This is a genomic window from Achromobacter sp. KK8, assembly GCF_054188005.1.
This window is the reverse complement of record NZ_CM135178.1, coordinates 4,566,418-4,590,448: the sequence shown is the minus strand read 5'-3', so window position 1 is coordinate 4,590,448 and position 24,031 is coordinate 4,566,418. Positions and strand designations below refer to the sequence as shown.

Genomic DNA, 24,031 nt, shown 5'->3' with positions numbered 1-24,031 from the left:
CGGGGGGAAACCCAGCGTGAAAACCATCCTGCGCCGCATCGCGGCCGTCATACCCGTCATGGCCGTGGTCGCGGTCGTGGTGTTCCTGCTGATCCACCTGTCGCCGGGCGATCCGGCGGCGGTGATCGCGGGCGACAACGCCACCACCGAGGACGTGGAAAAGATCCGCCAGAACCTGGGCCTGGACAAGCCGCTGCTGACGCAGTTCGGCATCTGGGTCGGGCACCTGGCCACCGGCGACCTGGGCACATCCATCGCCACCCAGATGCCCGTGGCGCAACTGATCGGCCAGCGCATGGGACCGACCCTGTCGATCGCCGCCTTCACCATGCTGTTCGCCGTGCTGGCGGCGATACCCCTGGGCGTGCTGGCGGCCTGGAACGCCGGCAAATGGCTGGACCGGCTGGTGATGATCGGCGCGGTCTGCGCGTTCTCGGTGCCGGTGTTCCTGATCGGCTACAGCCTGGTCTACGGCTTTTCCATCAAGCTGGGCTGGCTGCCGGTGCAGGGCTACAAGCCGCTGGCGGACGGGCTGGCGCCCTATCTGCGGCACCTGGTGCTGCCCTGTCTGTCGCTGGGCCTGGTGTACATGGCCCTGCTGACCCGCATGACCCGCGCCACCATGCTGGAGGCGCTGTCGGAAGACTACATCCGCACCGCCCGAGCCAAGGGCCTGGCGGCCGGGCCGATCGTCTGGCACGCGCTCAAGAACGCCGCCAATCCCATCGTCACCACCATCGGCGTGGGCGTGGCGCTGCTGATCGGCGGCGTGGTGGTCACCGAAACCGTGTTCGCCATTCCCGGCCTGGGGCGGCTGACCATCGACGCCGTGCTGCGCCACGACTACCCCGTGATCCAGGGCGTGCTGCTGGTGGCCTCGGGCATCTACGTGCTGATCAACCTGCTCGTCGACCTGAGCTACCGCCTGTTCGACCCGCGTATCCGCTATTGAAAAGGGGCGATCCATGACCACCACCACCCTGCCCCTGGCCGCGGCGCGCCCGCGCTGGCGGCGCGCCGTCCGTTCGCTGCGGCGCCATCCCATGCTGTACGTCGGCGCCGCGATCCTGCTGGCCCTGGCCGTGATCGCCGTGGCCGCGCCCTGGCTGACCTCGATCGATCCGCAAGACATCAACCCGCTGGCGCGCATGAAGCCACCGTCTGCCGAACACTTCTTCGGCACCGACGCGCTGGGCCGCGACGTGTACGCGCGCACCCTGTGGGGCGCGCAGGTGTCGCTGCTGGTCGGCGTCGTGGTCGCGCTGGTGTCGACCGCGGGCGGCGTGCTGCTGGGCATGCTGGCCGGCTATTTCCGGCGGCTGGACGCCGTGATCATGCGCATCATGGACGGCCTGATGGCGATCCCCGGCGTGCTGCTGGCGATTGCGCTGATGGCCACGCTCAAGGGCGGCCTGGCCACCGTGATCGTGGCCATCGTGGTGCCGGAAGTGCCGCGCGTGGTGCGGCTGGTGCGGGCCCTGGTGCTGACCATCCGCGAACAGCCTTACATCGAGGCCGCCGTGGCCGCCGGCACCCGCGTGCCGGCCATCCTGCTGCGCCACATCCTGCCCAACCTGTTCGCGCCGCTGATGGTGCAGGCCACCTTCATCGCCGCCTCGGCCATCCTGACCGAGGCCGTGCTGAGCTTCCTGGGCGTGGGCATCCCGCCGCAGATTCCCAGCTGGGGCAACATCATGGCCGAAGGCCGCAACTTCGTCGCGGTGGCGTTCCACATCATCCTCTACCCGGGCCTGTTCCTGGGCGTGGCCGTGCTGGCCGTCAACCTGGTGGGCGACGGGCTGCGCGACATGCTCGATCCGCGCCTGGCGAAAAAGCTGTAGGAGCGCGCGCATGCCATCCCAACCTGTCCTGCAAGTGAATGACCTGACCACCTGTTTCGAGGGCGATGACACCACGGTGCTGGCCGTGGACGGCCTGTCGTTCGACCTGATGCCGGGCGAGACGCTTGGCCTGGTGGGCGAATCCGGCTGCGGCAAGAGCGTCACGTCGCTGTCCATCATGCGGTTGCTGCGCGCGCCCGGGCGCGTGGCGCGCGGCCGCGTCGAATTCGACGGCCGCGACCTGCTGGCCCTGCCCGAGAAAACCATGCGGGCGGTGCGCGGCAACCAGCTGTCGATGATCTTCCAGGAGCCCATGACCTCGCTCAATCCGGTCTTCACGATCGGCCGCCAGATCAGCGAGCCGCTGATGCTGCACCAGGGCCTGTCGCGGCGCGAGGCCATGAAGCAGGCCGAGGCGCTCTTGGAACTGGTGCAGATCTCCGACCCGGCGCGGCGCGTGCATGAATACCCCTACCAGTTGTCCGGCGGCATGCGCCAGCGCGCCATGATCGCCATGGCCCTGGCCTGCCAGCCCAAGGTGCTGATCGCCGACGAGCCGACCACCGCGCTGGACGTGACCATCCAGGCGCAGATCCTGCACTTGCTGCGCGACATCCAGGCGCGGCTGGGCACGGCGATCGTGCTGATCACCCACGACCTGGGCGTGGTGGCGCAGATGTGCCAGCGCGTCATCGTCATGTACGCGGGTCGCAAGGTCGAGGAAGGCAGCGTCGACGACGTGCTGGACCGTGCCGCCCATCCTTATACACAGGCGCTGATCCGCTCGCTGCCCGACTTCGTCGATGGCCAGGACCACGGCGCCCGCCTGGCCGAGCTGCCCGGCATCGTGCCGGTGGTGACGCCCGAATCGCGCGGCTGCGCCTTCGCGGCGCGCTGTCCCGAGGCCCTGCCGCGCTGCGCCGAGGAGGCGCCGCCGGAAGTCGCCAGCGGCGACCGCCACCGTGTCTGGTGCTGGGCGCGCCAGCCCGCGCCGGCCGCCAAGATGGAGCAAGACCCGCGATGAACCTGCACGACGCCCCCTTCCCATCCGCCGTCGCGGCGGCCTCCGCCGCCCCCATGCTGCAGGTGACCGACCTGAAGAAGCACTTCCCGCTGGAGGGCGGCAAGGTGCTGCGCGCCGTGGACGGCGTGTCCCTTTCGGTGGCGCGCGGCCAGACCCTGAGCCTGGTGGGCGAGTCCGGTTGCGGCAAGTCCACGACCGGCAAGTGCCTGATCCGCCTGACCGATCCCACCGCGGGCCGCATCCTGCTCGAAGGCGCCGACCTGGCCGCGATGAACAGCGGCCAGTTGCGCGCCATGCGGCGGCGCATGCAATTCATCTTCCAGGATCCGTTCTCGTCGATGAACCCGCGCATGCGGGTGCGCGACATCATCGGCGAGCCGCTGCGCAACTTCGGCTACGGCCGCGAGGCCATCCGCGAACGGGTGGCGCAGTTGCTGGCCCGCGTCAGCCTGCGCCCGGACGCCGCCGACCGCTACCCGCACGAGTTCTCCGGCGGCCAGCGCCAGCGCATCGTCATCGCCCGCGCCCTGGCGCCGGAACCGGGCCTGATCGTCTGCGACGAACCGGTGTCGGCGCTGGACGTGTCGGTGCAGGCGCAGGTCATCAACCTGCTGATGGACCTGCAGCGCGACCTCGGGCTGACTTACGTGTTCATCTCGCATGACCTGAGCGTGGTGCGACACATCAGCCACCATGTGGCGGTGATGTACCTGGGGCGGATCGTCGAGAGCGGCAGCCGCGATGCGGTGTTCAACCGTCCGTCGCATCCGTATACCCGCGCCCTGCTGGCCGCGGTGCCCTCGGCCCGCCGGGGCGAACGCGCCCCCGTGGCGGTGCTCAAGGGCGAGATTCCCAGCCCGCTGGCGCCGCCGTCCGGCTGTGCCTTCCGCACCCGTTGTCCGCTGGCCCAGGCGCGCTGCGCCCAGGAAACCCCCATCGCCCGCCCGGTCGGCTCCGGCCAGCTGGTCGCCTGCCATTTCGCCACTTGATCGCCACTTGATCGCCCCGCCGGAGATTTCCATGTCCCAATCCGATTCCCAGCCCTTCGACCTGCTGCTCGCGGGCGGCACCCTCATCGACGGCAGCAACACCCCGGGGCGGCGCGCCGACCTGGGCGTGCGCGGCGACCGCATCGCCGCCATCGGCGATCTGTCGGACGCCGCCGCGCACACCCGGGTCGACGTGTCGGGCCTGGTGGTCGCGCCCGGCTTCATCGACTCGCACACCCACGACGACAACTACCTGCTCAGGCGCCGCGACATGACGCCCAAGATCTCGCAGGGCGTCACCACGGTGGTCACGGGCAATTGCGGCATCAGCCTGGCGCCGCTGGCGCACGCCAACCCGCCCGCCCCCCTGGACCTGCTGGACGAAGGCGGTTCGTACCGTTTCGAGCGCTTCGCCGACTACCTGGACGCGTTGCGGGCCACGCCGGCGGCCGTCAACGCCGCCTGCATGGTGGGCCATTCAACGCTGCGCGCCGCGGTCATGCCGGACTTGCAGCGCGCCGCCACCGACGAGGAAATCGCGGCCATGCGCGACCTGGCCGAGGAAGCCATGGCCAGCGGCGCCATCGGCATTTCGACCGGCGCCTTCTACCCGCCCGCCGCCCGCGCCACCACCGAAGAGATCATCGAGGTGTGCCGGCCGCTGAGCGCGCATGGCGGCATCTACGCCACCCACATGCGCGACGAAGGCGAGCACATCGTGGCCGCGCTGGAGGAAACCTTCCGCATCGGCCGCGAGCTGGACGTGCCGGTGGTGATCTCGCACCACAAGGTCATGGGCCAGCCCAATTTCGGCCGCTCGCGCGAGACGCTGCCGCTGATCGAGGCCGCCATGGCGCGCCAGGACGTCTCGCTGGACGCGTATCCCTACGTGGCCGGCTCCACCATGCTCAAGCAGGACCGCGTGCTGCTGGCCGGACGCACCATCATCACCTGGTGCAAGCCCTTCCCCGAACTGAGCGGGCGCGACCTGGATGAAGTCGCGGCCGAGCGTGGCAAATCCAAGTACGACGTGGTGCCCGAGCTGCAGCCGGCCGGCGCCATCTACTTCATGATGGACGAGCCCGACGTGCAGCGCATCCTGGCGTTCGGCCCGACCATGATCGGCTCCGACGGCCTGCCGCACGACGAGCGCCCGCATCCGCGCCTGTGGGGCACCTTCCCGCGGGTGCTGGGGCACTATGCGCGCGACCTGGGCCTGTTCCCGCTGGAGACGGCGGTATGGAAGATGACGGGCCTGACCGCCGCGCGCTTCGGCCTGGCCGGGCGCGGCCAGCTGCAGGCCGGGTACTTCGCCGACCTGGTGGTGTTCGACCCGGCCACGGTGGCCGATACCGCCACCTTCGAACGCCCCACCGAGCGCGCCGCCGGCATCCATTCCGTGTACGTCAACGGCGCGCCGGTCTGGCAAGAGCAGGCGTTCACCGGCCAGCATGCCGGCCGCGTGCTCGCACGCACGGCCGCCTGAGCCCGGCGCCAGCCCTTACAATCCGGCGTGAACGGGGCGGCGTGCCGCCCCCTCCCAACCCTGGACGCAAACCGCTACATGGCCCCTCCCTCCGCTCGCAATACGGCCCCACCCGACATCGTGGGCAAGGAAGTGATGGGCGCGCGCCTGCGCGCCGAGCGCAAGGCCCGGAAAATGACCCTGCAAGACCTGTCGCAGGCCAGCGGCATCGCGGTCTCGACCCTGTCCAAGGCCGAGCTGGGCCAGATCGCCCTGAGCTACGAGAAGTTCGCCGCGCTGGCGCGGGCGCTGGGCATCGACATGACGCGCATGTTCATGCTGGGCGACGCGGCCCAGGCCGAGGTGGCTCCCACCTACGTCAAGAACAAGCTCAGCGACGCGCGCGACTACGCCACCGAGAACTATCACTACCGGCTGCTGATGGGCGAATACCCGGGCAAGAAGATGATGCCCATGCTGGCCCTGATCGACGCGCGCGAGGTCGTCGAGTTCGAGGACTACATCCGCCATCCCGGGCAGGAGTTCGCGCTGGTGCTGTCGGGCAAGGTGCGCATCCAGTTCGAGAACGGCGACAGCGTGGTGCTGAACCGGCTGGAATCCGCCTATTTCGACAGCGGCATCGGCCATGTCTACCTGTCGCTGAGCAAGAAACCGGCCGAGGTGCTGGCCGTGTGCAGCGACCTGGACGAAGTGCCCTCGCGCCTCAAGCCCGCGCCGCGCAAGCCCTGAGGCCGCCCGCCTCCTTCCTGCCGCGGGCAGCGCCCGCCTGGCGCCTTGTGCGCGTGCCGCCGGCCCGCCGCGGCCGGAGGCACGCGCATCGCCATTCGCCGCTACGGGAAATCCCGTAGAAACTTTCTTTCCCCGCCCGGGGTCACTCATTATTCAGCTACTTGTCAGGACAGCAGGCCTGGAAACAGGCCATGCCGCCCCGCCAGGCCGGATGACGCCCTGGCCAACGGGCCGTGTCGCCTGACGCCCTCCAGCCGTGAGTCCGAGCCCCCGCGCATCGTGCGCGGCGGCAACCTGCCGGGAGAATGCCATGCCGTCTTTGCCGCGCCGTCCGTTGCGCGCCCACCCCGGTGCCGCCGGCGAGCGAGGCGGCGCGGCCACCGCCGCGTCCGGCCCGCCGGGCCTGTCGGTGATGGACGCCACGGTGGTGCTGGTCGGCGTGGTGATCGGCATCGGCATCTTCGGCTTTCCGCCCCTGGTGGCGCAGCACGCGGCGTCCGAGGCGATGTACCTGGCGTACTGGTGCGCCGGCGGCCTGGTGATGCTGGTGGGCGCGCTGTGCTACGCCGAGCTGGGCGCGGCCTATCCCGGCGCCGGCGGCGAATACCTTTATCTGTCGCGCGCCTGGGGGCCGCGCGTGGGCCTGCTGTTCGCCTGGGCCCGCTGCACCGTAATCCAGACCGGCGCGATCGCGGTGGTGGCCTTCATCTACGGGGACTATGCGCAGCAACTGCTGCCGCTGGGCGAACACGGCGCCACCACGCACGCGGCGCTGTCGGTGATCGGCCTGACCGCGCTGAACGTGGCCGGCACGCGCCACTCGAAGCGGCTGCAATGGCTGTTCACGATCCTGACATTGGCGGCGCTGGCGGCGGTGCTGACCGCCGCGCTGTTCACCTCGACGCCGCTGGCGCCGGCGCCAACAGCGCTGGAAGGCAATGTGGCCGGCCTGATGGGCATGGGCATGGTGTTCGTGTTGCTGACCTACGGCGGCTGGAACGAGGCCGCCTATCTCAGCGGCGAACTGCGCAACCCCGGACGCAACATGGCGCGGGTGCTGTTGATCGGCACCGCGGTGGTCACCGGCGCCTACCTGCTGACCAACCTGGCGCTGCTGGAACTGTTCGGGCTGCAGGGCCTGCGCGACACGCCGGCGCTGGGCGCGGCCGTGATGCAGCTGGCGGCCGGCCCCTACGCCGCCGCCCTGCTCAGCCTGGTGATCTGCGCCACCGCGCTGAGCACCATCAACGGCACCATCATCACCGGCGCGCGCGTCTACTACGCGCTGGGGCGCGACCTGCCGCGCCTGCGGGCGCTGGCCGGCTGGAGCGCGCGCAACGAGGCGCCGGTCAGCGCCTTGCTGGCCCAGGGCGCGATCACGCTGGCCTTGCTGGGGGTGGGCGCCTTCAGCCACAACGGCGTGCAGGCCATGGTCGCCTACACCGCGCCGGTGTTCTGGCTGTTCATGCTGCTGGTGGCGGCCTCCGTGTGGCGCCTGCGCCGGCTCGATCCGGCGCGTCCGCGGCCGTTCCGGGTGCCGCTGTATCCCCTGACCCCGGCGTTGCTGGCGCTGGCCTGCGCCGGGCTGGTCTATTCCAGCGCCGTCTATGCCGGCGCCGGCGCCCTGATCGGGCTGGCGGTGCTGGCGGTCGGCGTCCCGGTGCTGCGCCTGCTCAAGCCCGCCGGGGCGTCGCCGGCCGAGCCGCCCGGTTGACCGCCGGGGCCCTCGCCGCCACGCCCTTTTTTCCGTCCGCCCAAGGAGTCTTCATCATGCAAGCTGCCCTATCGTCCGTTCCGTTCGCCCGCCGCTGGGCCGCCCTGGGGTCGGCGCTGGCCCTGGCCTTCTCCATTTCGCTGCTGGCCGAGGCGCGCGCCGCCGGCGCAACCGCGGAGCCCCCCGCCAAGACCGACGCCTACGTGCCCGACGTGGGCCAGGACGGCAAGGACGTCATCTGGGTGCCGACCCCGCAGGCCCTGGTCGACAAGATGCTCGACATGGCCCGGGTCACGCCGCGGGACCGGTTGATGGACCTGGGCTCGGGCGATGGCCGCACCGTCATCACCGCCGCCCAACGCGGCCTGCGGGCCAAGGGCATCGAATACAACCCCGACCTGGTGACCCTGTCGCGCAGCAACGCGGCCAAGGCGGGCGTGGCCGACCGCGCCACCTTCGAGGTGGCGGACCTGTTCGAGACCGACCTGTCGCAGGCGGACGTGATCACCATGTTCCTGCTGTCGACCATCAATGAAAAACTGCGGCCGCGGCTGCTGGAGCTGGCGCCCGGCACCCGCATCGTGTCCAACACCTTCCGCATGGGCGATTGGGAGCCGGACGCCTCCGAGACGGTTACCGAGGCCTGCCAGACCTACTGCAACGCGCTGCTGTGGATCGTGCCGGCCAAGGTCGGCGGCCAGTGGGACCTGGACGGCCGCCGGTTGCTGCTGGAGCAGCGCTACCAGATGCTGACGGGCAAACTGGGCGGCAGCGAGATCACGGATGCGCGCATGGACGGGCGCAGGATATCGTTCTCCGTCGATGGCGTGCGCTACACCGGCGAAGTGGACGGCAACGCCATCAGTGGCAACGCCGCGGGCAAGGGGCAATGGTCGGCGCGGCGGATCTAGCGCCGCGGCGGCGCCGGGCTCCGCGGGCCTAGCGCGCCGCGGCCCGGATCACCCGGTGCACGAATTGCAGCTTGCCGACCACCGCGGCCGGCAGCACGAACGGATAGAAATCACGCTGCCCCATGCTGCGCGACAGCTCGTTGAGCGCCCCGGTCAGCGCCACCCAGGCGTTGACCAGGTCGAGAAAGCCCTGCCCTTCGGGATCGTCCGGATCGTACAGCGATACCCGGGTGAAAGGCTCAACGGCCTGTTGCACGGCCACGCGGGTGACGCCGAAGCTGATGGCGGTGTCCAGCGTGTCCATCATGTGCAGGTAGTGGGCCCAGGTCTCGGCCCAGTCTTCCCACGGGTGGCAGGACGCATAGGTACTGATGAAACGCCCCGCCCAGTCGGCCGGCGGACCTTGCTCGTAATTGCGCCGCAGCGCCTGCGCATAGTCGGCGCGCTCATCGCCGAACACGGCGCGGAACGGCGCCAGCCAGGGGCCGCCGGCCACCAGCTGGTCCCAGTAGAAATGGCCGATCTCGTGGCGGAAGTGCCCCAGCAGCGTGCGGTAAGGCTCATGCATCGCCTCGCGCACCCGGTCACGGTAGGCATCGTCGGCCTCGCGGATGTTCAGCGTGATCAGCCCGCGGTTGTGCCCGGTCAGCAGCGGCGCGCCGTCCGCCGCCGGGGCCAGCAGATCGAACGCCAGGCCGCCGTCGCCCGCCGCCTGCGAGCGCCGGATAGGCAGGCCCAGCGTCAGGAGCTGGGCGACCAGCTGGCGCTTGGCGGCTTCCACCTTGCCCCATAGCGGGCCGTTTTCCGCGACGGATAAATCGGGAATGGTGCGGTTCAGGCCACAGGCCAGGCAGAGCGACCCGCTGGCCGCGGCCGGCAGCAGCCAGTTGCAGGCCGCGGCCGAGGCGTAATTGGCGCAGCGCCTGAAGGTCCGGCCGCGCGCGCGCCCGGCTTCGATCCATAGGCCCCCGGCCTTGCCGGGGTCCAGCGCCAGGACGTGGCCGCGCTTTGGGTCGAAGCCCAGTTGCCGGTGGCAGTTCAGGCATTCGCTGTTGTTGAAAAAGACCTGCTGGCCGCAGACGCAGCGGAATGCCTTGGCGCGGGCATGGCGCTCGCTGGCGCGCGAGCGATGCGGGGATTTCAATTGGCGGCCCAGGGCCTGGAAAAAATCATTCATGCGTGGGGCTCCGGCACGGGGCGGCGCGCTTACCGCGCCACCGCCTGATCGAGCCGCAGTCCGCGGCGCTGGGTGTCCAGCGTCACCTTCGCGCCAAGCGGTAGCGTCAGGTTGGGATCGCCGTGGCCGCTGGGCCAGGCCGCCAGCACCGGTATGCCGCGCCCGCCGAACTGTTCCAGCAGCAGCGGAAACAACTGGCTTTGGCCCGGCGCGTCGCCCATCGGCAGGCCCAGCCGGGTGAAATTGCCCGCCAGCACGCCCTTGATATGGTCGAACTTGCCCGCCGAACGCAACTGCCACAGCAGCCGGTCGATGCGGGGCAGCGCCTCGTTGACGTCCTCGATGAACAGGATGGCGTCGCGCGTGGCGATCTCATGGCGCGAGCCGATCATGGCGGCGATCAGCGCCAGGTTGCCGCCCACCAGCCGGCCGCTGGCCACGCCCGGCGCCAGGACCACCGGATTGGATGCGGGCGGCGCGTCAATCCAGGCGCCCTGCCCGATCTGCCCGCCCACCATGGCCAGCACGTGGCTGGCGGTGGGTTCCTCCTTGCCGGCCAGCAGGTCCTGCGCCAGCATCGGACCGTGGAAAGTGACGAAACCGGCATGGCGCTGCATTGCCAGATGCAGCGCCGTGATGTCGCTGTATCCGATGAAGGGCTTGGGATGTCGGCGCAGCAGGTCGAAGTCGAGCCTGTCGGCCAGCCGCCATGAGCCGAAGCCGCCCTGCAGGCACCAGATCGCGTCGATCGCGGGATCGGCGAACGCCGAGTGCAGGTCGTTCAGGCGCGCATTGTCATCGCCGGCCAGGTAGTCGTATGGCGCATCGCTGCGCGTGAGCGCGGCGGGCATGATGCGGGGCTCGTAGCCGCGCGCCTGCAGCCATTCGGCCGCGTCCAGGGCCGCCCCGTCGGCCGCCGACGCGGGCGCCACGATCGCCACCCGGCCGCCCGGCCGCAAGGCGGGCACGGCCGTGTCGCGGCCGGGCGCGGCACCGCTTGCCGCCGTGTCACGCGTGGTCGCGGCCGGGCCGGCTCCCGAAGGCGTCACCCGACTCGCGCAACCCGCCAGCGCCAGGCTGGACAATCCCAGGGCGCCCGCGACCCTTAGCAGGCCGCGTCGCGCGGGATCGATCGGGACTTGAGACTCGCGAGGCCGTATCGCCATATTGGATCCTTGTTCGTTTTATATTGTTTTATTTATCAATCACTTATTGGAATTATCTATAATTTACATGAGAAAAAGCCCGGACCTTGCGGCCACCTGCAACTCGCTGGCTCAGGCGTCCCGACGCTGAATCCGCAGCGCCTCATCCTAGAATTCACTTTAAGTTATTCGAGAAAACACTTTAAGTTATTCCAGAAATCACTTTAAGTTGTCAGAAGCGCTCGTATTCCAGCCGATAACGCCATTGCCCCACCGCCAGCCCGGCCATCGGCAGTCGACCGATGCGGATACGGCGCAGGGCCTGCAGTTCCAGCCCCGCCATGTCGCAGGCGTATTCAATGAAACCCAGGGCTGGCGTCTTGAGCGCGAAGCGCAGGTGGGTTTCGTTCTGCCAGCTGACCTTCATCGGCGTGGCCGGGCGGCCCTCATAGGCCAGGCCGCGCTGCAGTCGCGCCAGCCCGACCGCGTCCAGCGTGCCGCGCACCTGCGCAATGTATTCCTGCTCGACGTGGCGCCCCTCTTCCACCAGCTTGCGCGCGACCGCGTATTCCTGCGTGTACACCACCAGCCCGCTGGCCGCGCGCTCCAGCGGCGTGGCCAGCTTGAGGCCGTTGAACATGCGCTTGAGATAGCGCTGGCCCGAACGGTCGCCCGGCATCAGGTTTTCGGGCACGACCAGGCCCAGCGCCGAATGCGCCGGGTCCGACGCCGACAGGCCCGCCGGCTTGTGCACCAGTATGCTCACCGGCCGCATCTCTTCCAGCCGCGCGCCCGGCAGCAGGACGACAACCTGGCCAGGGCTGACGCGGAAACCGGGTTCCTCGACGACCTTGCCGTCCACGGCGACCCAGCCGCCCTCGATGTAGCGTTCGGCGTCGCCACGGGAACAGGATTGCTCGGCGGCCAGCCGCTTGGCCAGGCGGACGCTGTCGCTCATGGCCGGCCCGCGCAAGAAAGGAGGACCGGGAAATGGATGGGGCGGGAAATCGGCGGAAATATCGTCATCTCGAATACAGCGTGAAAGGCGGGAACAGACCGGCCCCGCGCGGCGCTCTCGGCGCAGGCATGGGGCCTGGCGCGGATGTTACGCGGTTTTCCCACGGCGGCCCGTGCGGGACAGTTTGCGCGGCTCAGGGCTCGACGGACGGGCGAGCCGCCAGCGACGCGTCGGCGGCCGGCGGCGGCACTTCGTCGACCCAGGCCTTGAGCAGTGTGGAGGTCACCGCCAGGATCACCGGGCCGATGAACAGGCCGACAATGCCGAAGGCAAACATGCCGCCCAGCACCCCGGCCAGGATCAGCAGCATCGACAGGTTCACGCCGCGCTTGATCAGCAGCGGCCGCAGCAGGTTGTCGAGCATGGTGACCAGCACCGCCCATACCAGCAGCAGGACCGCCGCCACTTTCATGTCGTTCTGGAACAGCCAGATCACACCGCCAAGCAGGGGCAGGAAAGGCCCCAGTTGCGCCAGGCACAGCATCAGCATCAAGGCCGTGATGATGCCTGCCGCCGGCACGCCGGCGATCCACAGGCCCAGGCCGCCCAGCGCCGACTGCACCACGGCCGTCACCACGATGCCCAGCGCCACCGCGCGGATCGACAGGCCCGCCAAGCGGATCGCCGCCACGCCACGGTGCCCTGCCAGCCGGTTGGCGAAGCGCTGCATGAAATCCGCCGCCACGTCGCCCTGGCTGTAGAGAATGCCGGCAATGACGATGGTGATCAGCATGTGCATCACGAACACGCCGACGATGGCCGCATTGCTCAGCAGCCACTTGGCCGCCATGGTGATGTACGGCTCCAGCCGCGCCAGCAGGCCGCCGGCGCCGGCGTCGGCCAGCGCCTGCCATTCATGCGCGATGCGCTCGCCGCCCAGCGGAATCCCGCGCACCCAGCCCGGCGGCGCCATCAGCGCATAGTCAGGCAGGCCCTTGATCGCGGTCATGATGGCCCCGCCATGCAGGGCCAGCGTCGAGATGGCCTGGTACAGCGGCAGCACGATCACCACCAGCAGCACGATCAGCATGGCCACGGTGGCAAGCCAGCGGCGGCCGCCGCAGCGCCGTTGCACCGCCAGCATCACCGGCCAGGTCGCCACCACGATGGTGGTGGCCCAGATCAAGCCGAACAGGAACGGCTTGAGCACATACAGGCTGCCGATCATCAGCGCCGAGAGGATGACGACGACGAGCAGGTTGCGGGCAAGATCCGCGGGCGGACGTGGGTTCGGGTTCAAGCTGGACTCCAGGCGGCGGATTGGCCGTGTATGAATTTATCCGAACTTCGGCGGGCGCGGCGCGGCGCGGCCTCAGGCGGCGCCGCCGCCAGACGCTGGCGGCGGCGCGGCGGGGGCGGAAATCAGGTGGCGCGTGAGTTCCAGCAGCTGCGCGTCGCGGGCTTTCTGTTGCGCCATCAATTCGGCCTGCTGCGCTTCGGCGGCCGCCAGGCGTTGGGCCAGTTCCTGCTCGCGGCGGCGCGATGCCTGCAGCGCTTCCCGCGCCGTGGCCAGCTCGGCCAGCCGCCGGCCCTGCTCCGCCTGGGCCTCGGCCTGCGCCGCGCGCAGTTGCGCGGCGGCCTCGGATTCGGCCACACGCAGGCGCTCGGCGGCCTCGGCCTCGGCCGCATGCAGGCGCTTGGCATTGCCGCGCTCGGCGTCCAGATCGTTGAGCCAGCGGCGTTCATGCGCCGCGTGGCGCGCATGGGCGGCCGCCAGCGCCTCGGCCTGCTCCTGGCGGCCGCGTTCGGCATCGGCTACCTGGGCCAGCAAGGCGGCGCGCGCATCGGCAAGCTGCTGCTGGCCGTGGGCCAGCGCCTCGTCACGCTGGCGCAGCTGGCTTTCGGCCGTGCGCAGGCGCGCTTCCGTTGCCGCCAACTGCCCGGTTGCGACTTTCAGGGCTTCTTCCAGGTCGCGCTCGCGGCTGGCCAGCAACGCCTCGCGCCGGGCCAATTGCGCGGCCAGGTCGGCCAGGCGCTGGTCTTCCGCCCGTTGCGCGTCTTCGCGTTCGCGATTGTCGGCGGCAAGGTCGGCCCTGGCCGCCGACAGGGCGGCCTCCCAGAAGTGCGCGGCGGCCTGGGCGATGGGCTGCGGCACCGGCGTCGGCGCGGCGAAAGCGCCCGGGTCCTGGATCCGGGCGCCCAATGCGCGGAACCAGGTTTCCAGGTGCGGGCTGACCGTATTGGGCGAGCCGCGGCCGATCTTCTGGCGCACGCGCTCGATGGTGGGGCGCGCGCCTTCCAGCAGCAAGGCATCGGCGGCGCGCCAGACGTCCTGTTCGGTGATTCCGGTGGCCATGGCGGGTTTCCTGGGCAGATATCGATGATTTACTCACGATAATGGAATCTTATCGTGAGTAATTTTCCTTATTCATTATATATCATACACCATATGTATGAAATATAACTAAACGCCAGCGCCCCCTTGATCTGAGGGTATCAAGCGCGAAAATCGCCGGAATTTCCGCTCGCGAGGCGAGCTTGAGGCGGATTTCCGGCATGCCGGCCGCAAGCATCCGGACGCCGGAGATGGCGGCCGCGCTCTACATGCACCCTGCCTGTGCGCCGAGAGCCGGCATGGCCTGCCCGGCCACGGGTGCTAAGATCCCACGCATCCATCGACAACCGAATGCACACGATCTCAGGGCCGCCAGTCGGGCCGAAGGGTGAAGCTGCCAATGAAACGCTTGGCGTTGATCATCATGTTGTCCGCCTCCGCCTTCGCCACCTGCCAGGCGCAGGCAGCCCGGACCTGGCACTTCACCGGCGCCGAGCTGGTCGCGGCCCTGGAAGGCCGGATGCCCTCCGAGATTCGCGACGCATCGCTTCGCCGCCAATTCTCTTCTTCCTATGCGCAAGCCTATGTGCTCGGGATCGCCGACCTGACGCAAGGCACGGCCTGGTGCACCCGCGGCGGCGTCCTGCCGCATGAACTGAAGGACAGGGTGTACAGCTACCTGTCCACACTGCCCGCCAGCCGTCTCGGCGGAAATGCCGGTCCGCTCGTGAGCGAGGCGCTGCGGCAGTCGTTTGCCTGCCCAGGATGACGAGACTTCTCTTTGCCTTTCTGGCCGGGCCGTTCTGGACCGCCCTGTTCCTGGGCCTGCAAGCGCGGCTCTTCTGGCGCGAGCCCGGCTTCATCGGCGCCGGCGGGCAGCCGGACTGGACCCTCATGGCCACGCTGCTGGGCCTGCTGGCCGGCGCCATCGCCATGGCCGTGCTGGGCCTGCCGGCGCATCGCGTGCTGCGGCGGCGCGGTCGCGTCACGCTGGCGCCCTACGTGCTGGCCTTCACCGCCATCGGCCTGGCCGGCTGGTGCGCCGCGCTTCTCATCGCCTCGCTGTTCGGCCCCGGCGACCTGCGCTTGGCCCTGTACATGCTGGCCGACACCGTCGTGTCGCGCCCCGGGGTGCCCTTGTCCGCCGCCGTCCTGGGCGCCCTGGTGGGCGCCAGCTTCTGGTGCATCGCCCGGCCCGACAGGACTGCGCCCTCCCTTCGGTCATCCCCGTCGTCGCCAGGAGACCGGGCTTGATCCGTCCTCGCCCGCCCCGGCCGCTGCCATCCCGCCGTGCGCGGCGGGGTCCGCGACAAGGCGGTGAACGTTGAACGGGCGCAGCTTCCCGCTGAGGCGGTCACTGCACGCCCTGCTGCTGGCGGGCGCCGTCGCGCAGGCTACGCCCGCCGCGGCCCTCGAACGCCAGGAGATCGAAACCACGCTCGCGGCCGCCATGACCCAGGTGGTGAACCAGTATGTCGATCCGCTCGATTCGGGCGCCCTGACCGTGCGCGGCCTGCGCGCGCTCGGCGCGCTGCCCGAGACGGCCGCGCCGTCACGCCAGGCCGGGATTGAACAGGCCATCCTGGCCGGCAGGCAGGCCGAGGGCATTACCCCCCAGACCCGCATCCTGGCCGGCGAGATCCTGCGCTTTGGCGACGGCGCGCCGCGCGAGGCGGCCCTGGATGCGGCCCTGCGCGGCATGATGACCGGCCTTGACCCCTATAGCCGCGTCGCCTCCCGCGCCGAACTGGCGCCGCCGCCTGCATCGGTGGGCCTCGAACTGTCGATCCGGGACGGCGCCCTGACCGTCGTGCGGCCCCTGCCTGGCGGCCCCGGTGAACAAGCCGGCATCCAGGCCGGCGATATCCTGACCCGCGTGGACGGCCGCGCCACCGCGGGCCTGCCGCTGCCCGAAGCCGTTGCCCTGCTGCGCGGCGCGCCCGGCACCCGTCCCATGCTCACGCTGCGGCGGCCGGGCACGGCTGGCGCGATCATGGCGCAACCCGTGCGCGGGCCGGTGCAGGCGCCGCCCACGGTGCGTTGGGAACTGGACGGCGCGGTCGCGGTGATCCGCAACTCCGCCTTCGACAGCAGAACCGGCGGCCAGCTGCGGGATGCCGTCGACGCGGCGGCCACGCGCGCCGCCGCGCCGCTGGCGGGCCTGGTGCTGGACCTGCGCGGCAACGCCGGCGGGCTGCTCGACGCGGCCGAGCAGGTCGCCGGCCTGGCGCTGCCCGAAGGGTCCGTGATCGGCAGCCTGCGCGGCCGCGCCCCGGACAACGTTCGCGCGCTGCGCGCCCGCGATCCTCTCGTGCCGCGTGGCGTGCCAATGGTGGTGCTTGTCGATGGCCGCACCGCCGCCGGCGCGGAAATCGTGGCAGCCGCCCTGCAGGACCACGGCCGCGCCTTGCTGATCGGCGCGAAGACCTTGGGCGCGGGCACGATCCAGACCGTCCTGCCGCTGCCCGCCGGCCAGGGCGCGCTGATCGTCACCACCCACCGTGTCCACCGCGCCAACGGCGCCCGGCTGGACGGGACAGGGGTGGCGCCGGACATGCGGCTCGACGAGGCCAAGCGGCGCATCACCGTGCGCGACGATATCGCGGCCGATTTCAACGGCGCCCTGGCGCAACGGGTGCGCGACGCGGTGGCGGGCGCGCCCGCCCGCGCCGACGTGGCCCTGCTGGCCGCGCGGGCCGCCCTGGCCCACGCAACCGCCGATTGAGGCGGGCCCATGCCCGACCCGGAACGAAGGAGCAAACCGATGCATACCGACCAGATTCCACCGGACTACCTGCCGCTATCGGTGCCCGGCCTGCCGACGCTCTATGGGCCGAACAGCGCCTGGCGCGTCTGGCTGGCGGCGTTGCCGCTGCCCGCGACGTCGCGATTGCGCGGCGCCGGCGCCCTTGCCGCATCGAAAGGCCAGGCCCACCACGACCGGCTCGCGCAGGACGGTGAAGTCATCGCCTTTTTCGAGAACGATGATGGCTCCGGCGAGCAGCCGGCGCCGATGATGATCGCGGCGGCCCGATGGTTGCTGGACCATGACGCCGCATTCCACCGCGCGGTGGTGGATGCCATGCTGGCGGACCTGCCGCGCCTGCGCGCCGAGCAGGATGGCATCGTGCTGGACGATGATGCCTTCCGCCTGCCGCCGCACTGGGACGAGCAGACCTTGCTCACCTTGATCCGCCTGAACAGCATCACGTTCCACCCCGTCGACGGCGGGCCCTACATCGGCCTGGACTTGCGCTGCGCCTGGGATGATGAGCACGGCTACGGATTGATGATGGCCGGCACCGACGTCATCGAGACCGGCGGCGCCGACGTCGGGTCATTGTCATGGATCGCGGCGCGGCACGCGACGTCCCTGGGCACGGGCCAATAGCGCCCGGCCTGTCGTCCACCTTGCGGATGCGGCGGAAAGCGTGGAACCCCTTCCGCGTTTGCGGCGATCCGCGCGATTCAGGAGCAAGACGTGGTTTTGATTTCCTCGGTTCGTTCCCCCCCCGGCGTGGGCAGCCAACGCATCCGGCGGCGCCAGCCGGGCCGCCCGGCGCGATGGCCCGCGGCGCTCCTGGTACTGGCCTTATGCTGCGGGCCGCTGGCGGCCGGCGCGCAAGACAGCCTGGGCCTGATGTACGCGAATGCGCAAGGCGGCGAGAAGGACGATGCGCAAGCGGTGGCATGGTTGCGCCGCGCCGCCGAGCAGGGGGAAGCCGGCGCGCAGTTCAACCTGGCCGTGATGTATGCGAACGGTCGCGGCGTGCCGCAGGACTACGCGCTTGCCGCGCAATGGTGCGAGAAAGCCGCCGTCCAGGGCAATGCCGAAGCGCAGACCATGCTCGGCCGGATGTACGCCCAGGGCCAGGGGGTGGCGCGCCAGGAAGACCTGGCCGTGCAATGGTGGCGCCGCGCCGCCGACCAGGGCTACGCCGAGGCCCGGTATCAGTTGGGCGACCACTTCTTCGACGCCCCTGCCCCGCGGCGGGACGATGCCCAGGCCAGGCGCTGGTTCGCCCTGGCGGCGGCCCAGGGCCACGCCGAGGCCCAGAACAACCTCGGCGTCATGTACGCGGACGGACTGGGCGGGCCGCGCGAGGTCGGCAAGGCGGTCGAGTGGTTCCGCAAGGCCGCCGAACAGGGGCTGCCCAAGGCGCAGAACAATCTCGGCGCCATGTACTTCACCGGCAGTGGCGTGCCCGCCGACGATAAGCTCGCCGTGCAGTGGTGGCGCCGCGCCGCCGACCAGGGGAATGCCGCCGCGCAGGACCGCCTGGGCGGCGCTTATCTGTCCGGCCGGGGCGTGCCCCAGGACGATTTGCAGGCCTCGCAATGGTTGCGCAAAGCCGCCGAGCAGAACCATGCACCGGCCCAGGACACGCTGGGCACGCTGTATGAGCAGGGACGAGGCGTGCCGAAGGACGAATCGCAGGCTGTGCGGTGGTACCGTCGTGCCGCCGAGCAAGGTCTGGATACGGCACAGTACAACCTGGCGCGGCAATACGACTTCGGACGCGGCGTGCCGCGCGACCTCGCGTCGGCCCGGGCGTGGTACGGGAAAGCAGCCGACCAGGGCTATCCGCGAGCGCAGTTCAACCTTGCCGTGATGTATGCCAACGGCGATGGCGTCGCGCAGGATGATGCGCAGGCCGTGCGTCTGATGCGCAAGGCGGCCACGCAAGGCCACCGCCAGGCGACGTTCGGCCTGGGAGTGATGTACGCCGAAGGACGCGGCGTGCCGCGCAATCTGGAAGCCGCCTTCGCATTGATCAGCGCCATTGCCTCGCCGGACGAGGAGATGGCGCAGTATCGCGACATGCTCCTGACCCACATGCCGCCCGGCCAGCGCGAACGGGCCGAGCGGCTCGCCGACGAGCTGCGCGCCACCGGCGTCAGCGAAGCCACGATGCGACGCCTGGCTCCCGAAAGCGACGGCCAGCCCGCGTCATGACGCTTCCAGGCGGGCCAGCGCCGCCGCCAGGTCGTCGCGCGCCTGGCCGGGCGCGGCGCGGTCCAGCGCCTGCCGTATCGGCGCGACGGCGGCCGGCCCCGATCGGATCAGCAGCGCCTGCACCGATGACCGCAGCAGCGGATCATCGCTGCGCAGGCGCGCGCTGATCGCCGCGTCGAGCACCGCCGGCGCGATCGTCGCCGGCAACGGCCCGGATTCGCCCGCCACCGCGGCCAGCATCGTCGCCTTGTCGACAAGCCGCGCGGCATCGGATTCCTTTTTCACCGATGCGGCAAGATACAGCAGCCCCGCCGGGCCGGCCTGCGCCAGCGCGCGCCATGTCACCCGGGACGGCGCGCGGCTGCGCGACACGGCATCGATCATCGCCCGCGCGATGGCATCATCAGGCTTGGCAAAGCCGCCCAGCGTCACGATGATGCGTTCACGCGCCTCGTCCGAAGGCGCCGCTTCCAATTCCGCGATGAGGCCGCGAACCACGTCGTCATAGCCGGACGCGCCCGGCCCGAGGGCCTGGGCGATCTGGACGCGAATAGCCGGCGACGTTGACGCGGCGCCGGCCGCATCGAGTTTCTGGCGCACGTCCGCGGGCAAGGAAGCGCCGCGCGCGACCTGCGCCAGATCGCCGAGCATCCGCTCGTCCCGGGTGTCCCTGATGGCCTGGAAAAGCTGTTCCGGCGCGCCCCGGGTAGCGCTCCAGAGCGCCGTCCGCGCGGCCGCGCGCGCTGGTTCCGTCGGGCTCTGCCGCAAGTGTCCGAGCAACGGCGCCGCCATGGCGGCGCGGCCGCTCGCATCGAGCACGGCCAGGACCCTGGCCAAGGCCTGCATGCGCGCCTGCGGCACGTTGCCGGCCAGGTCCCGGCCCATGGTTTGCAACAGTTCATCCGGCAGGGTGACGCCGCCCTGGCGGCGTTGCGGCAGAAACGACGCCGTCCAGAGAAGCTCGGCCAACGCCTGCATGGCGCCGGTCCTGTCGGCCTCGCCTTTCGCCGCCTGATACTGGCGCGCGATCGTCGCGAGCGCTTGCCGGTCGCGCGCCGGAATCTCCGCGCGCGGCGCCGCCGCGATGGACGGGTCCCGTGGCGCCGCCCCGGCGGGCCAGGCCGCCGTCAAGGCCAGGACGGCCGACAGGCCGAATTGGCGGCAGAGCCGGCCGAATGCGCGCCGTCCCTGGTGCGGCGCGGCGGTTGCGCGGACATCATTCATCGCGTAGACACTCCAGGAATGCCGCGGTCAGGCTTGACTCGGCTTGTTGCTGTGCCGCCAGGATGTGGCGGGAAAACACGACCGCCGGCGCAAAAGGCAGGCAGACCACGCCCGGTATCTTCAAATGTCGCATCACCAGCGGATTGATCACGCTCACGCCCAGCCCCATCGCCACCATGCGGCAGATGGTGGCTGCGTAGGGCGTGTCCAGAATAAGCTTGCGGCGATCCGGCTCAAAGGCGGCGTCGATCGCCGCCCGCGTGCCATCGCCCTGCGTCAACGAGATAAAGGGCTCTCCATCCAGATCGCGGGCACTGACCTTGCGCCTGCGCGCCAGGCGGTGCCCGCTCGGCACGATGCAAACCCCCTCCTCCTGCGCCCAGAGGCTCGCGGTAACGCCTGGCGTATCGGCCAGGTATGACACCAGGCCCAGGTCGCAGTAGCGCGTCGCGGTCCATTTCGCGACCATCGGTGAGTCGCCTGTGTGTATCGACACCGGCACGTCCGGATAACGCTGGCGGAACGTTCGCATGACCTTGGGCATGACGCACATGGCAATGGACGGCACCGCGCCGATGCGCAGCGTGCCGGGACCGACCTGGCGGATCAGGCGGGCCGCGTCGGCCAGCGCATCCATGCCGAGAAACGCGCGCTGCACTTCCTGATAGAACGCCTCGGCTTCAGGGGTGGGCGCCAAGCCGCCCGCGCGGCGTTCGAACAGGCGGAATCCCGTCGCGCTTTCCAGTTGGCCGATGACCCGGCTGACGTTCGATTGAGACGTGTGGAGCTGGCTGGCGGCCAGCGTCATGGACCGCGTCAGCATCACGACGCGAAAAGTCTCGATGTGCTTGAACTTCATCCGTGGATTCTCCTGCCTCGGGCCGCACAGCATATCAAAATTGCATGCGCAGGCGGAATACTGTCATTTGACGTAATGATGTTCGATTTCCATACTGCATTCCCATCTCAGCGGGCAGCCTGCACGCGCAGAAGGAGCAGAAAAAGCATGGAATCGAAGGTCAGTCGCCGCTTGCAGCAAGCCACCGCCCAGGAAGTCTGCGACCACATCTACCTGCCGCGCCTGAACCGCGAGTTCAGCAGCGGTTTCGACTATCTTTCCGACATCAACCAGGCGCACTTGCTCATGCTGGCGCGCGCTGGCCTGATGCCTCGGGCATCGGCGATCGGCCTGGCGCAGGCGCTGCAGCAAATGGAACGGGACGGACCCGCGGCGGTGCCGCTGGACCCGCAGCGTGAAGACGCCTACTTCAACTACGAAGCGCACTTGATGCGCCTTGCGGGCGCGGACGCGGGAGGCCGCCTGCACGTGGCGCGCAGCCGCAATGACATCCTCGCCACCCACGACCGGTTGCGGGCGCGCGATGCCGGCCTGGACGTGCTTGATGCGCTGAACAACGTTCGCGAAGTGGCGATATCGCGCGCGCAGCAATACGCCGATGTGGTCATGCCGGGCTACACGCATCTGCAATCGGCGCAACCGATCACCTACGGCCATTACCTGATCGCGGCCGCGGACGCCATTGCCCGCGATGCCGCCCGCATCGAGCAGGCGCTGGCCCACATCGATGCCTGTCCGCTCGGCGCCGGCGCGCTCGCGGGCACGACCTTCCCCATCCGGCGCGAGGACACCGCGCGGCTGCTGGGCTTTGGCCATTGCGTGGCCAATTCGCTCGACGCCGTGGCGTCGCGGGACTTCGCCTGGGAACTGATGTCGGCCATGACCATCGCGTCCTTGACCTGGGGAAGAATCGCCCAGGACTTCTATGTATGGGCCACCCCCGAGTTCGGGCTGATCCACTTCCCCGATCGCGTCGCGGGCACGTCGAGCATCATGCCGCAGAAGAAGAACCCCGTGGTGGTGGAGTATCTGAAAGGCAAGACCAGCCACCTGATCGCGCTGTTCACCGCCTCCATGACGGCGGTGAAGGGCACCCACTTCACGCATAGCGGCGATGGCAACAGGGAAAGCATGCGCAGCTTCTGGGAAAGCGCCGACGAGTGCATCCGCTGCCTGGCGCTGTTCCGCCTGGTGCTGGATGCCGCGGAACCTGTCGAGCACACCATGCTGCGCAAGGCCAGAACCGATTTCTCGACCGCGACCGACCTGGCCGACGCCCTGGTGCGCGAGTCGGGCCTGTCGTTCCGCGAGGCCCATCATGCGGTGGGCGCGGTGGTGCGCCAGGCCCTCGATGCCGACCTGGCGGCTGACGAGATCACGGCGGCAATGGTCAACGCCGCCGCTTCGCAACAGACCGGGCGCGACATCCGCCTGGACGCGGCATCGGTGCGGCGATGCCTGGATCCACTGGCCAGCGTGCAAGCCCGTTCGGCCCATGGCGGGCCCGCGCCGGTCCTGTCGAGCCAGCGTATTGCCGAACTGCGTGGCGCGCTGGAGGCGGCCAGGACGCAGGCGGCGGCGCGGCGCGCGTCCGTCGCCGCCGCGCGCGCCACGCTCAAGCAAGAGCTCGCGGCACTGGCTTCGGCGCCGCCGCGCTAAGGCGCATCCCGACGCTTCCATTCCTGCCACACAACGGTACAAGGGGTTCCCTCATGAAGCTTGCCATCACGCTTGCCGCCGCCTCGGCGCTGGCATTTTCTTCCGTCGCCGCCGCGGATGCCTACCCGACCAAGCCGATCCGCCTGGTCATCCCGTTCGCCGTGGGCGGCAGCACCGACAATCTCGGCCGGGTACTGGCGGCCCGCTTGTCGGAAAAGCTCGGCCAGCAAGTCGTGGCGGACAATCGGCCCGGCGCTGGCGGCAATATCGGCACGGACCTCGTCGCCAAGGCGCCCGCCGATGGGTACACGCTGCTGTTCGCCACCGAAGGCACCTTGGGCATCAACCCTTCCCTATACAAGCGGCTGCCGTTCGACCCGGACAAGGACTTCACCCCCATCGCGCTGTTCGCCAGCGTACCCAACATCCTGGTCGTCAATCCCAAGGTCCAGGCCAACAGCGTGGCGGAACTGGTCGCCTATGCCAAGGGCAAGCCCGCAAGCCTGAACATGGGCTCGGCCGGCAACGGCACGACCAACCATCTTTCGGGTGAACTGTTCCAGGCGATGACCGGCGCGTCCTTCACGCATGTTCCCTACAAGGGCAGCGGGCCCGCGATGGCCGACCTGCTGGCCAACCAGATCCAGTTGATGTTCGACAACCTGCCGGGTTCCCTGCCGCAGGTGAAGGCGGGCGGCCTGCGCGCCCTGGCCGTAACCAGCGCCAGGCGCTCGCCCTTGCTGCCGGACGTGCCGACCATGGCCGAGGCCGGCGTGCCGGGTTATGACGTCGAGGTGTGGTTCGGCGTCGTGGCGCCCAAGAACCTGCCCGCGCAAACGCTGGCGATCCTGTCCAGGGCGATCACCGACATCTCGCGGGAGCCGGCCACGACCGCGAAGATCCTGAGCATTGGCGCGACGCCCCTGGCGTCCACGCCATCCGAGTTCGGCCAGCAAATTCGCAGCGCCCGCGAAAAATGGGCCCCGATCGTGGCGCAGTCGGGCGCGACCATCGATTGATGGC

22 protein-coding genes are annotated in these 24,031 nt (G+C 69.9%); 15 read left to right on the top strand and 7 right to left on the bottom strand.

The features are described from left to right. The first annotated feature begins 16 nt into the window (after window positions 1–16). The 8 genes from ACVN9Z_RS21310 to ACVN9Z_RS21275 all read left to right on the top strand — a co-directional run bounded on the left by ACVN9Z_RS21310 (window position 17) and on the right by ACVN9Z_RS21275 (window position 8,694). A complete protein-coding gene (locus ACVN9Z_RS21310) occupies window positions 17–952 on the top strand; it encodes an ABC transporter permease (RefSeq protein ID WP_104414320.1) in 936 nt (311 codons plus the stop codon). 13 nt (window positions 953–965) lie between these two features. After that, window positions 966–1,841, top strand: a complete 876-nt coding sequence (locus ACVN9Z_RS21305; RefSeq protein WP_024068852.1) for an ABC transporter permease — start codon at window positions 966–968, stop codon at window positions 1,839–1,841. A 10-nt stretch (window positions 1,842–1,851) separates the two neighbouring features. Continuing rightward, window positions 1,852–2,865, top strand: coding sequence for an ABC transporter ATP-binding protein (locus ACVN9Z_RS21300; protein ID WP_024068851.1), 1,014 nt, complete (start codon window positions 1,852–1,854; stop codon window positions 2,863–2,865). Continuing rightward, complete coding sequence (locus ACVN9Z_RS21295) at window positions 2,862–3,854, top strand: ABC transporter ATP-binding protein (protein ID WP_458212585.1); 993 nt, start codon at window positions 2,862–2,864, stop codon at window positions 3,852–3,854. The genes ACVN9Z_RS21300 and ACVN9Z_RS21295 overlap by 4 nt, the downstream gene beginning before the upstream one ends. A gap of 31 nt (window positions 3,855–3,885) precedes the next feature. Further along, on the top strand, window positions 3,886–5,340 hold the full coding sequence (locus ACVN9Z_RS21290; RefSeq protein ID WP_049054695.1) for an N-acyl-D-amino-acid deacylase family protein: 1,455 nt from the start codon (window positions 3,886–3,888) through the stop codon (window positions 5,338–5,340). 78 nt (window positions 5,341–5,418) lie between these two features. Next, window positions 5,419–6,069 carry a helix-turn-helix domain-containing protein gene (locus ACVN9Z_RS21285; protein WP_035181226.1) on the top strand — a complete coding sequence of 217 codons (651 nt, stop codon included), beginning with the start codon at window positions 5,419–5,421 and terminating at the stop codon, window positions 6,067–6,069. Window positions 6,070–6,481: 412 nt separating this feature from the next. Then, window positions 6,482–7,783 carry an APC family permease gene (locus tag ACVN9Z_RS21280; protein WP_049054696.1) on the top strand — a complete coding sequence of 434 codons (1,302 nt, stop codon included), beginning with the start codon at window positions 6,482–6,484 and terminating at the stop codon, window positions 7,781–7,783. Window positions 7,784–7,839: 56 nt separating this feature from the next. Continuing rightward, window positions 7,840–8,694 carry an SAM-dependent methyltransferase gene (locus tag ACVN9Z_RS21275; protein ID WP_049054693.1) on the top strand — a complete coding sequence of 285 codons (855 nt, stop codon included), beginning with the start codon at window positions 7,840–7,842 and terminating at the stop codon, window positions 8,692–8,694. Window positions 8,695–8,722: 28 nt separating this feature from the next. Here the strand turns inward: ACVN9Z_RS21275 and ACVN9Z_RS21270 are convergent, their stop codons facing one another. The 5 genes from ACVN9Z_RS21270 to ACVN9Z_RS21250 form a co-directional block, all read right to left on the bottom strand. Further along, window positions 8,723–9,871, bottom strand: a complete 1,149-nt coding sequence (locus tag ACVN9Z_RS21270) for a zinc-binding metallopeptidase family protein (RefSeq protein ID WP_024068848.1) — start codon at window positions 9,869–9,871, stop codon at window positions 8,723–8,725. A 29-nt stretch (window positions 9,872–9,900) separates the two neighbouring features. Further along, window positions 9,901–10,839 (bottom strand): S66 peptidase family protein, encoded by a 939-nt coding sequence (locus tag ACVN9Z_RS21265; protein ID WP_020927661.1) that lies wholly within the window; start codon window positions 10,837–10,839, stop codon window positions 9,901–9,903. Window positions 10,840–11,248: 409 nt separating this feature from the next. Then, window positions 11,249–11,974 carry an RNA pseudouridine synthase gene (locus ACVN9Z_RS21260; protein ID WP_006384916.1) on the bottom strand — a complete coding sequence of 242 codons (726 nt, stop codon included), beginning with the start codon at window positions 11,972–11,974 and terminating at the stop codon, window positions 11,249–11,251. A 193-nt stretch (window positions 11,975–12,167) separates the two neighbouring features. Then, window positions 12,168–13,274, bottom strand: coding sequence for an AI-2E family transporter YdiK (gene ydiK / locus ACVN9Z_RS21255; protein ID WP_049054692.1), 1,107 nt, complete (start codon window positions 13,272–13,274; stop codon window positions 12,168–12,170). A 72-nt stretch (window positions 13,275–13,346) separates the two neighbouring features. After that, entirely contained in the window at window positions 13,347–14,330 is a 984-nt protein-coding gene (locus ACVN9Z_RS21250; RefSeq protein WP_458212584.1) for a DNA-binding protein, read from the bottom strand. A 379-nt stretch (window positions 14,331–14,709) separates the two neighbouring features. Here ACVN9Z_RS21250 and ACVN9Z_RS21245 point away from each other — a divergent pair, with 379 nt between their 5' ends. The 5 genes from ACVN9Z_RS21245 to ACVN9Z_RS21225 all read left to right on the top strand — a co-directional run bounded on the left by ACVN9Z_RS21245 (window position 14,710) and on the right by ACVN9Z_RS21225 (window position 19,266). Then, the gene (locus tag ACVN9Z_RS21245) at window positions 14,710–15,078 is read left to right on the top strand and encodes a Rap1a/Tai family immunity protein (RefSeq protein WP_035181679.1); all 369 of its coding nucleotides are present in this window, start codon (window positions 14,710–14,712) and stop codon (window positions 15,076–15,078) included. After that, on the top strand, window positions 15,075–15,563 hold the full coding sequence (locus ACVN9Z_RS21240; RefSeq protein WP_006384911.1) for a hypothetical protein: 489 nt from the start codon (window positions 15,075–15,077) through the stop codon (window positions 15,561–15,563). The genes ACVN9Z_RS21245 and ACVN9Z_RS21240 overlap by 4 nt, the downstream gene beginning before the upstream one ends. A gap of 70 nt (window positions 15,564–15,633) precedes the next feature. After that, window positions 15,634–17,034, top strand: coding sequence for a S41 family peptidase (locus tag ACVN9Z_RS21235; protein ID WP_346505842.1), 1,401 nt, complete (start codon window positions 15,634–15,636; stop codon window positions 17,032–17,034). 39 nt (window positions 17,035–17,073) lie between these two features. Beyond that, window positions 17,074–17,700, top strand: coding sequence for a DUF6985 domain-containing protein (locus ACVN9Z_RS21230; protein ID WP_458212583.1), 627 nt, complete (start codon window positions 17,074–17,076; stop codon window positions 17,698–17,700). A gap of 90 nt (window positions 17,701–17,790) precedes the next feature. Beyond that, window positions 17,791–19,266, top strand: coding sequence for a tetratricopeptide repeat protein (locus ACVN9Z_RS21225; protein WP_458212582.1), 1,476 nt, complete (start codon window positions 17,791–17,793; stop codon window positions 19,264–19,266). Here ACVN9Z_RS21225 and ACVN9Z_RS21220 read toward each other — a convergent pair. Further along, window positions 19,261–20,490 carry a hypothetical protein gene (locus tag ACVN9Z_RS21220; protein ID WP_026384995.1) on the bottom strand — a complete coding sequence of 410 codons (1,230 nt, stop codon included), beginning with the start codon at window positions 20,488–20,490 and terminating at the stop codon, window positions 19,261–19,263. The genes ACVN9Z_RS21225 and ACVN9Z_RS21220 overlap by 6 nt on opposite strands. Then, window positions 20,483–21,349: a LysR family transcriptional regulator gene (locus tag ACVN9Z_RS21215; RefSeq protein ID WP_054515259.1), complete on the bottom strand. Its 867-nt coding sequence runs from the start codon at window positions 21,347–21,349 to the stop codon at window positions 20,483–20,485. The genes ACVN9Z_RS21220 and ACVN9Z_RS21215 overlap by 8 nt, the downstream gene beginning before the upstream one ends. Before the next feature lie 147 nt (window positions 21,350–21,496). On the opposite strand from ACVN9Z_RS21215, the gene argH reads away from it, so the two are divergent. Beyond that, window positions 21,497–23,008 (top strand): argininosuccinate lyase, encoded by a 1,512-nt coding sequence (argH, locus tag ACVN9Z_RS21210; RefSeq protein WP_026384993.1) that lies wholly within the window; start codon window positions 21,497–21,499, stop codon window positions 23,006–23,008. Window positions 23,009–23,061: 53 nt separating this feature from the next. Further along, window positions 23,062–24,027: a tripartite tricarboxylate transporter substrate binding protein gene (locus ACVN9Z_RS21205; RefSeq protein ID WP_054444853.1), complete on the top strand. Its 966-nt coding sequence runs from the start codon at window positions 23,062–23,064 to the stop codon at window positions 24,025–24,027. Window positions 24,028–24,031: the final 4 nt, after the last annotated feature.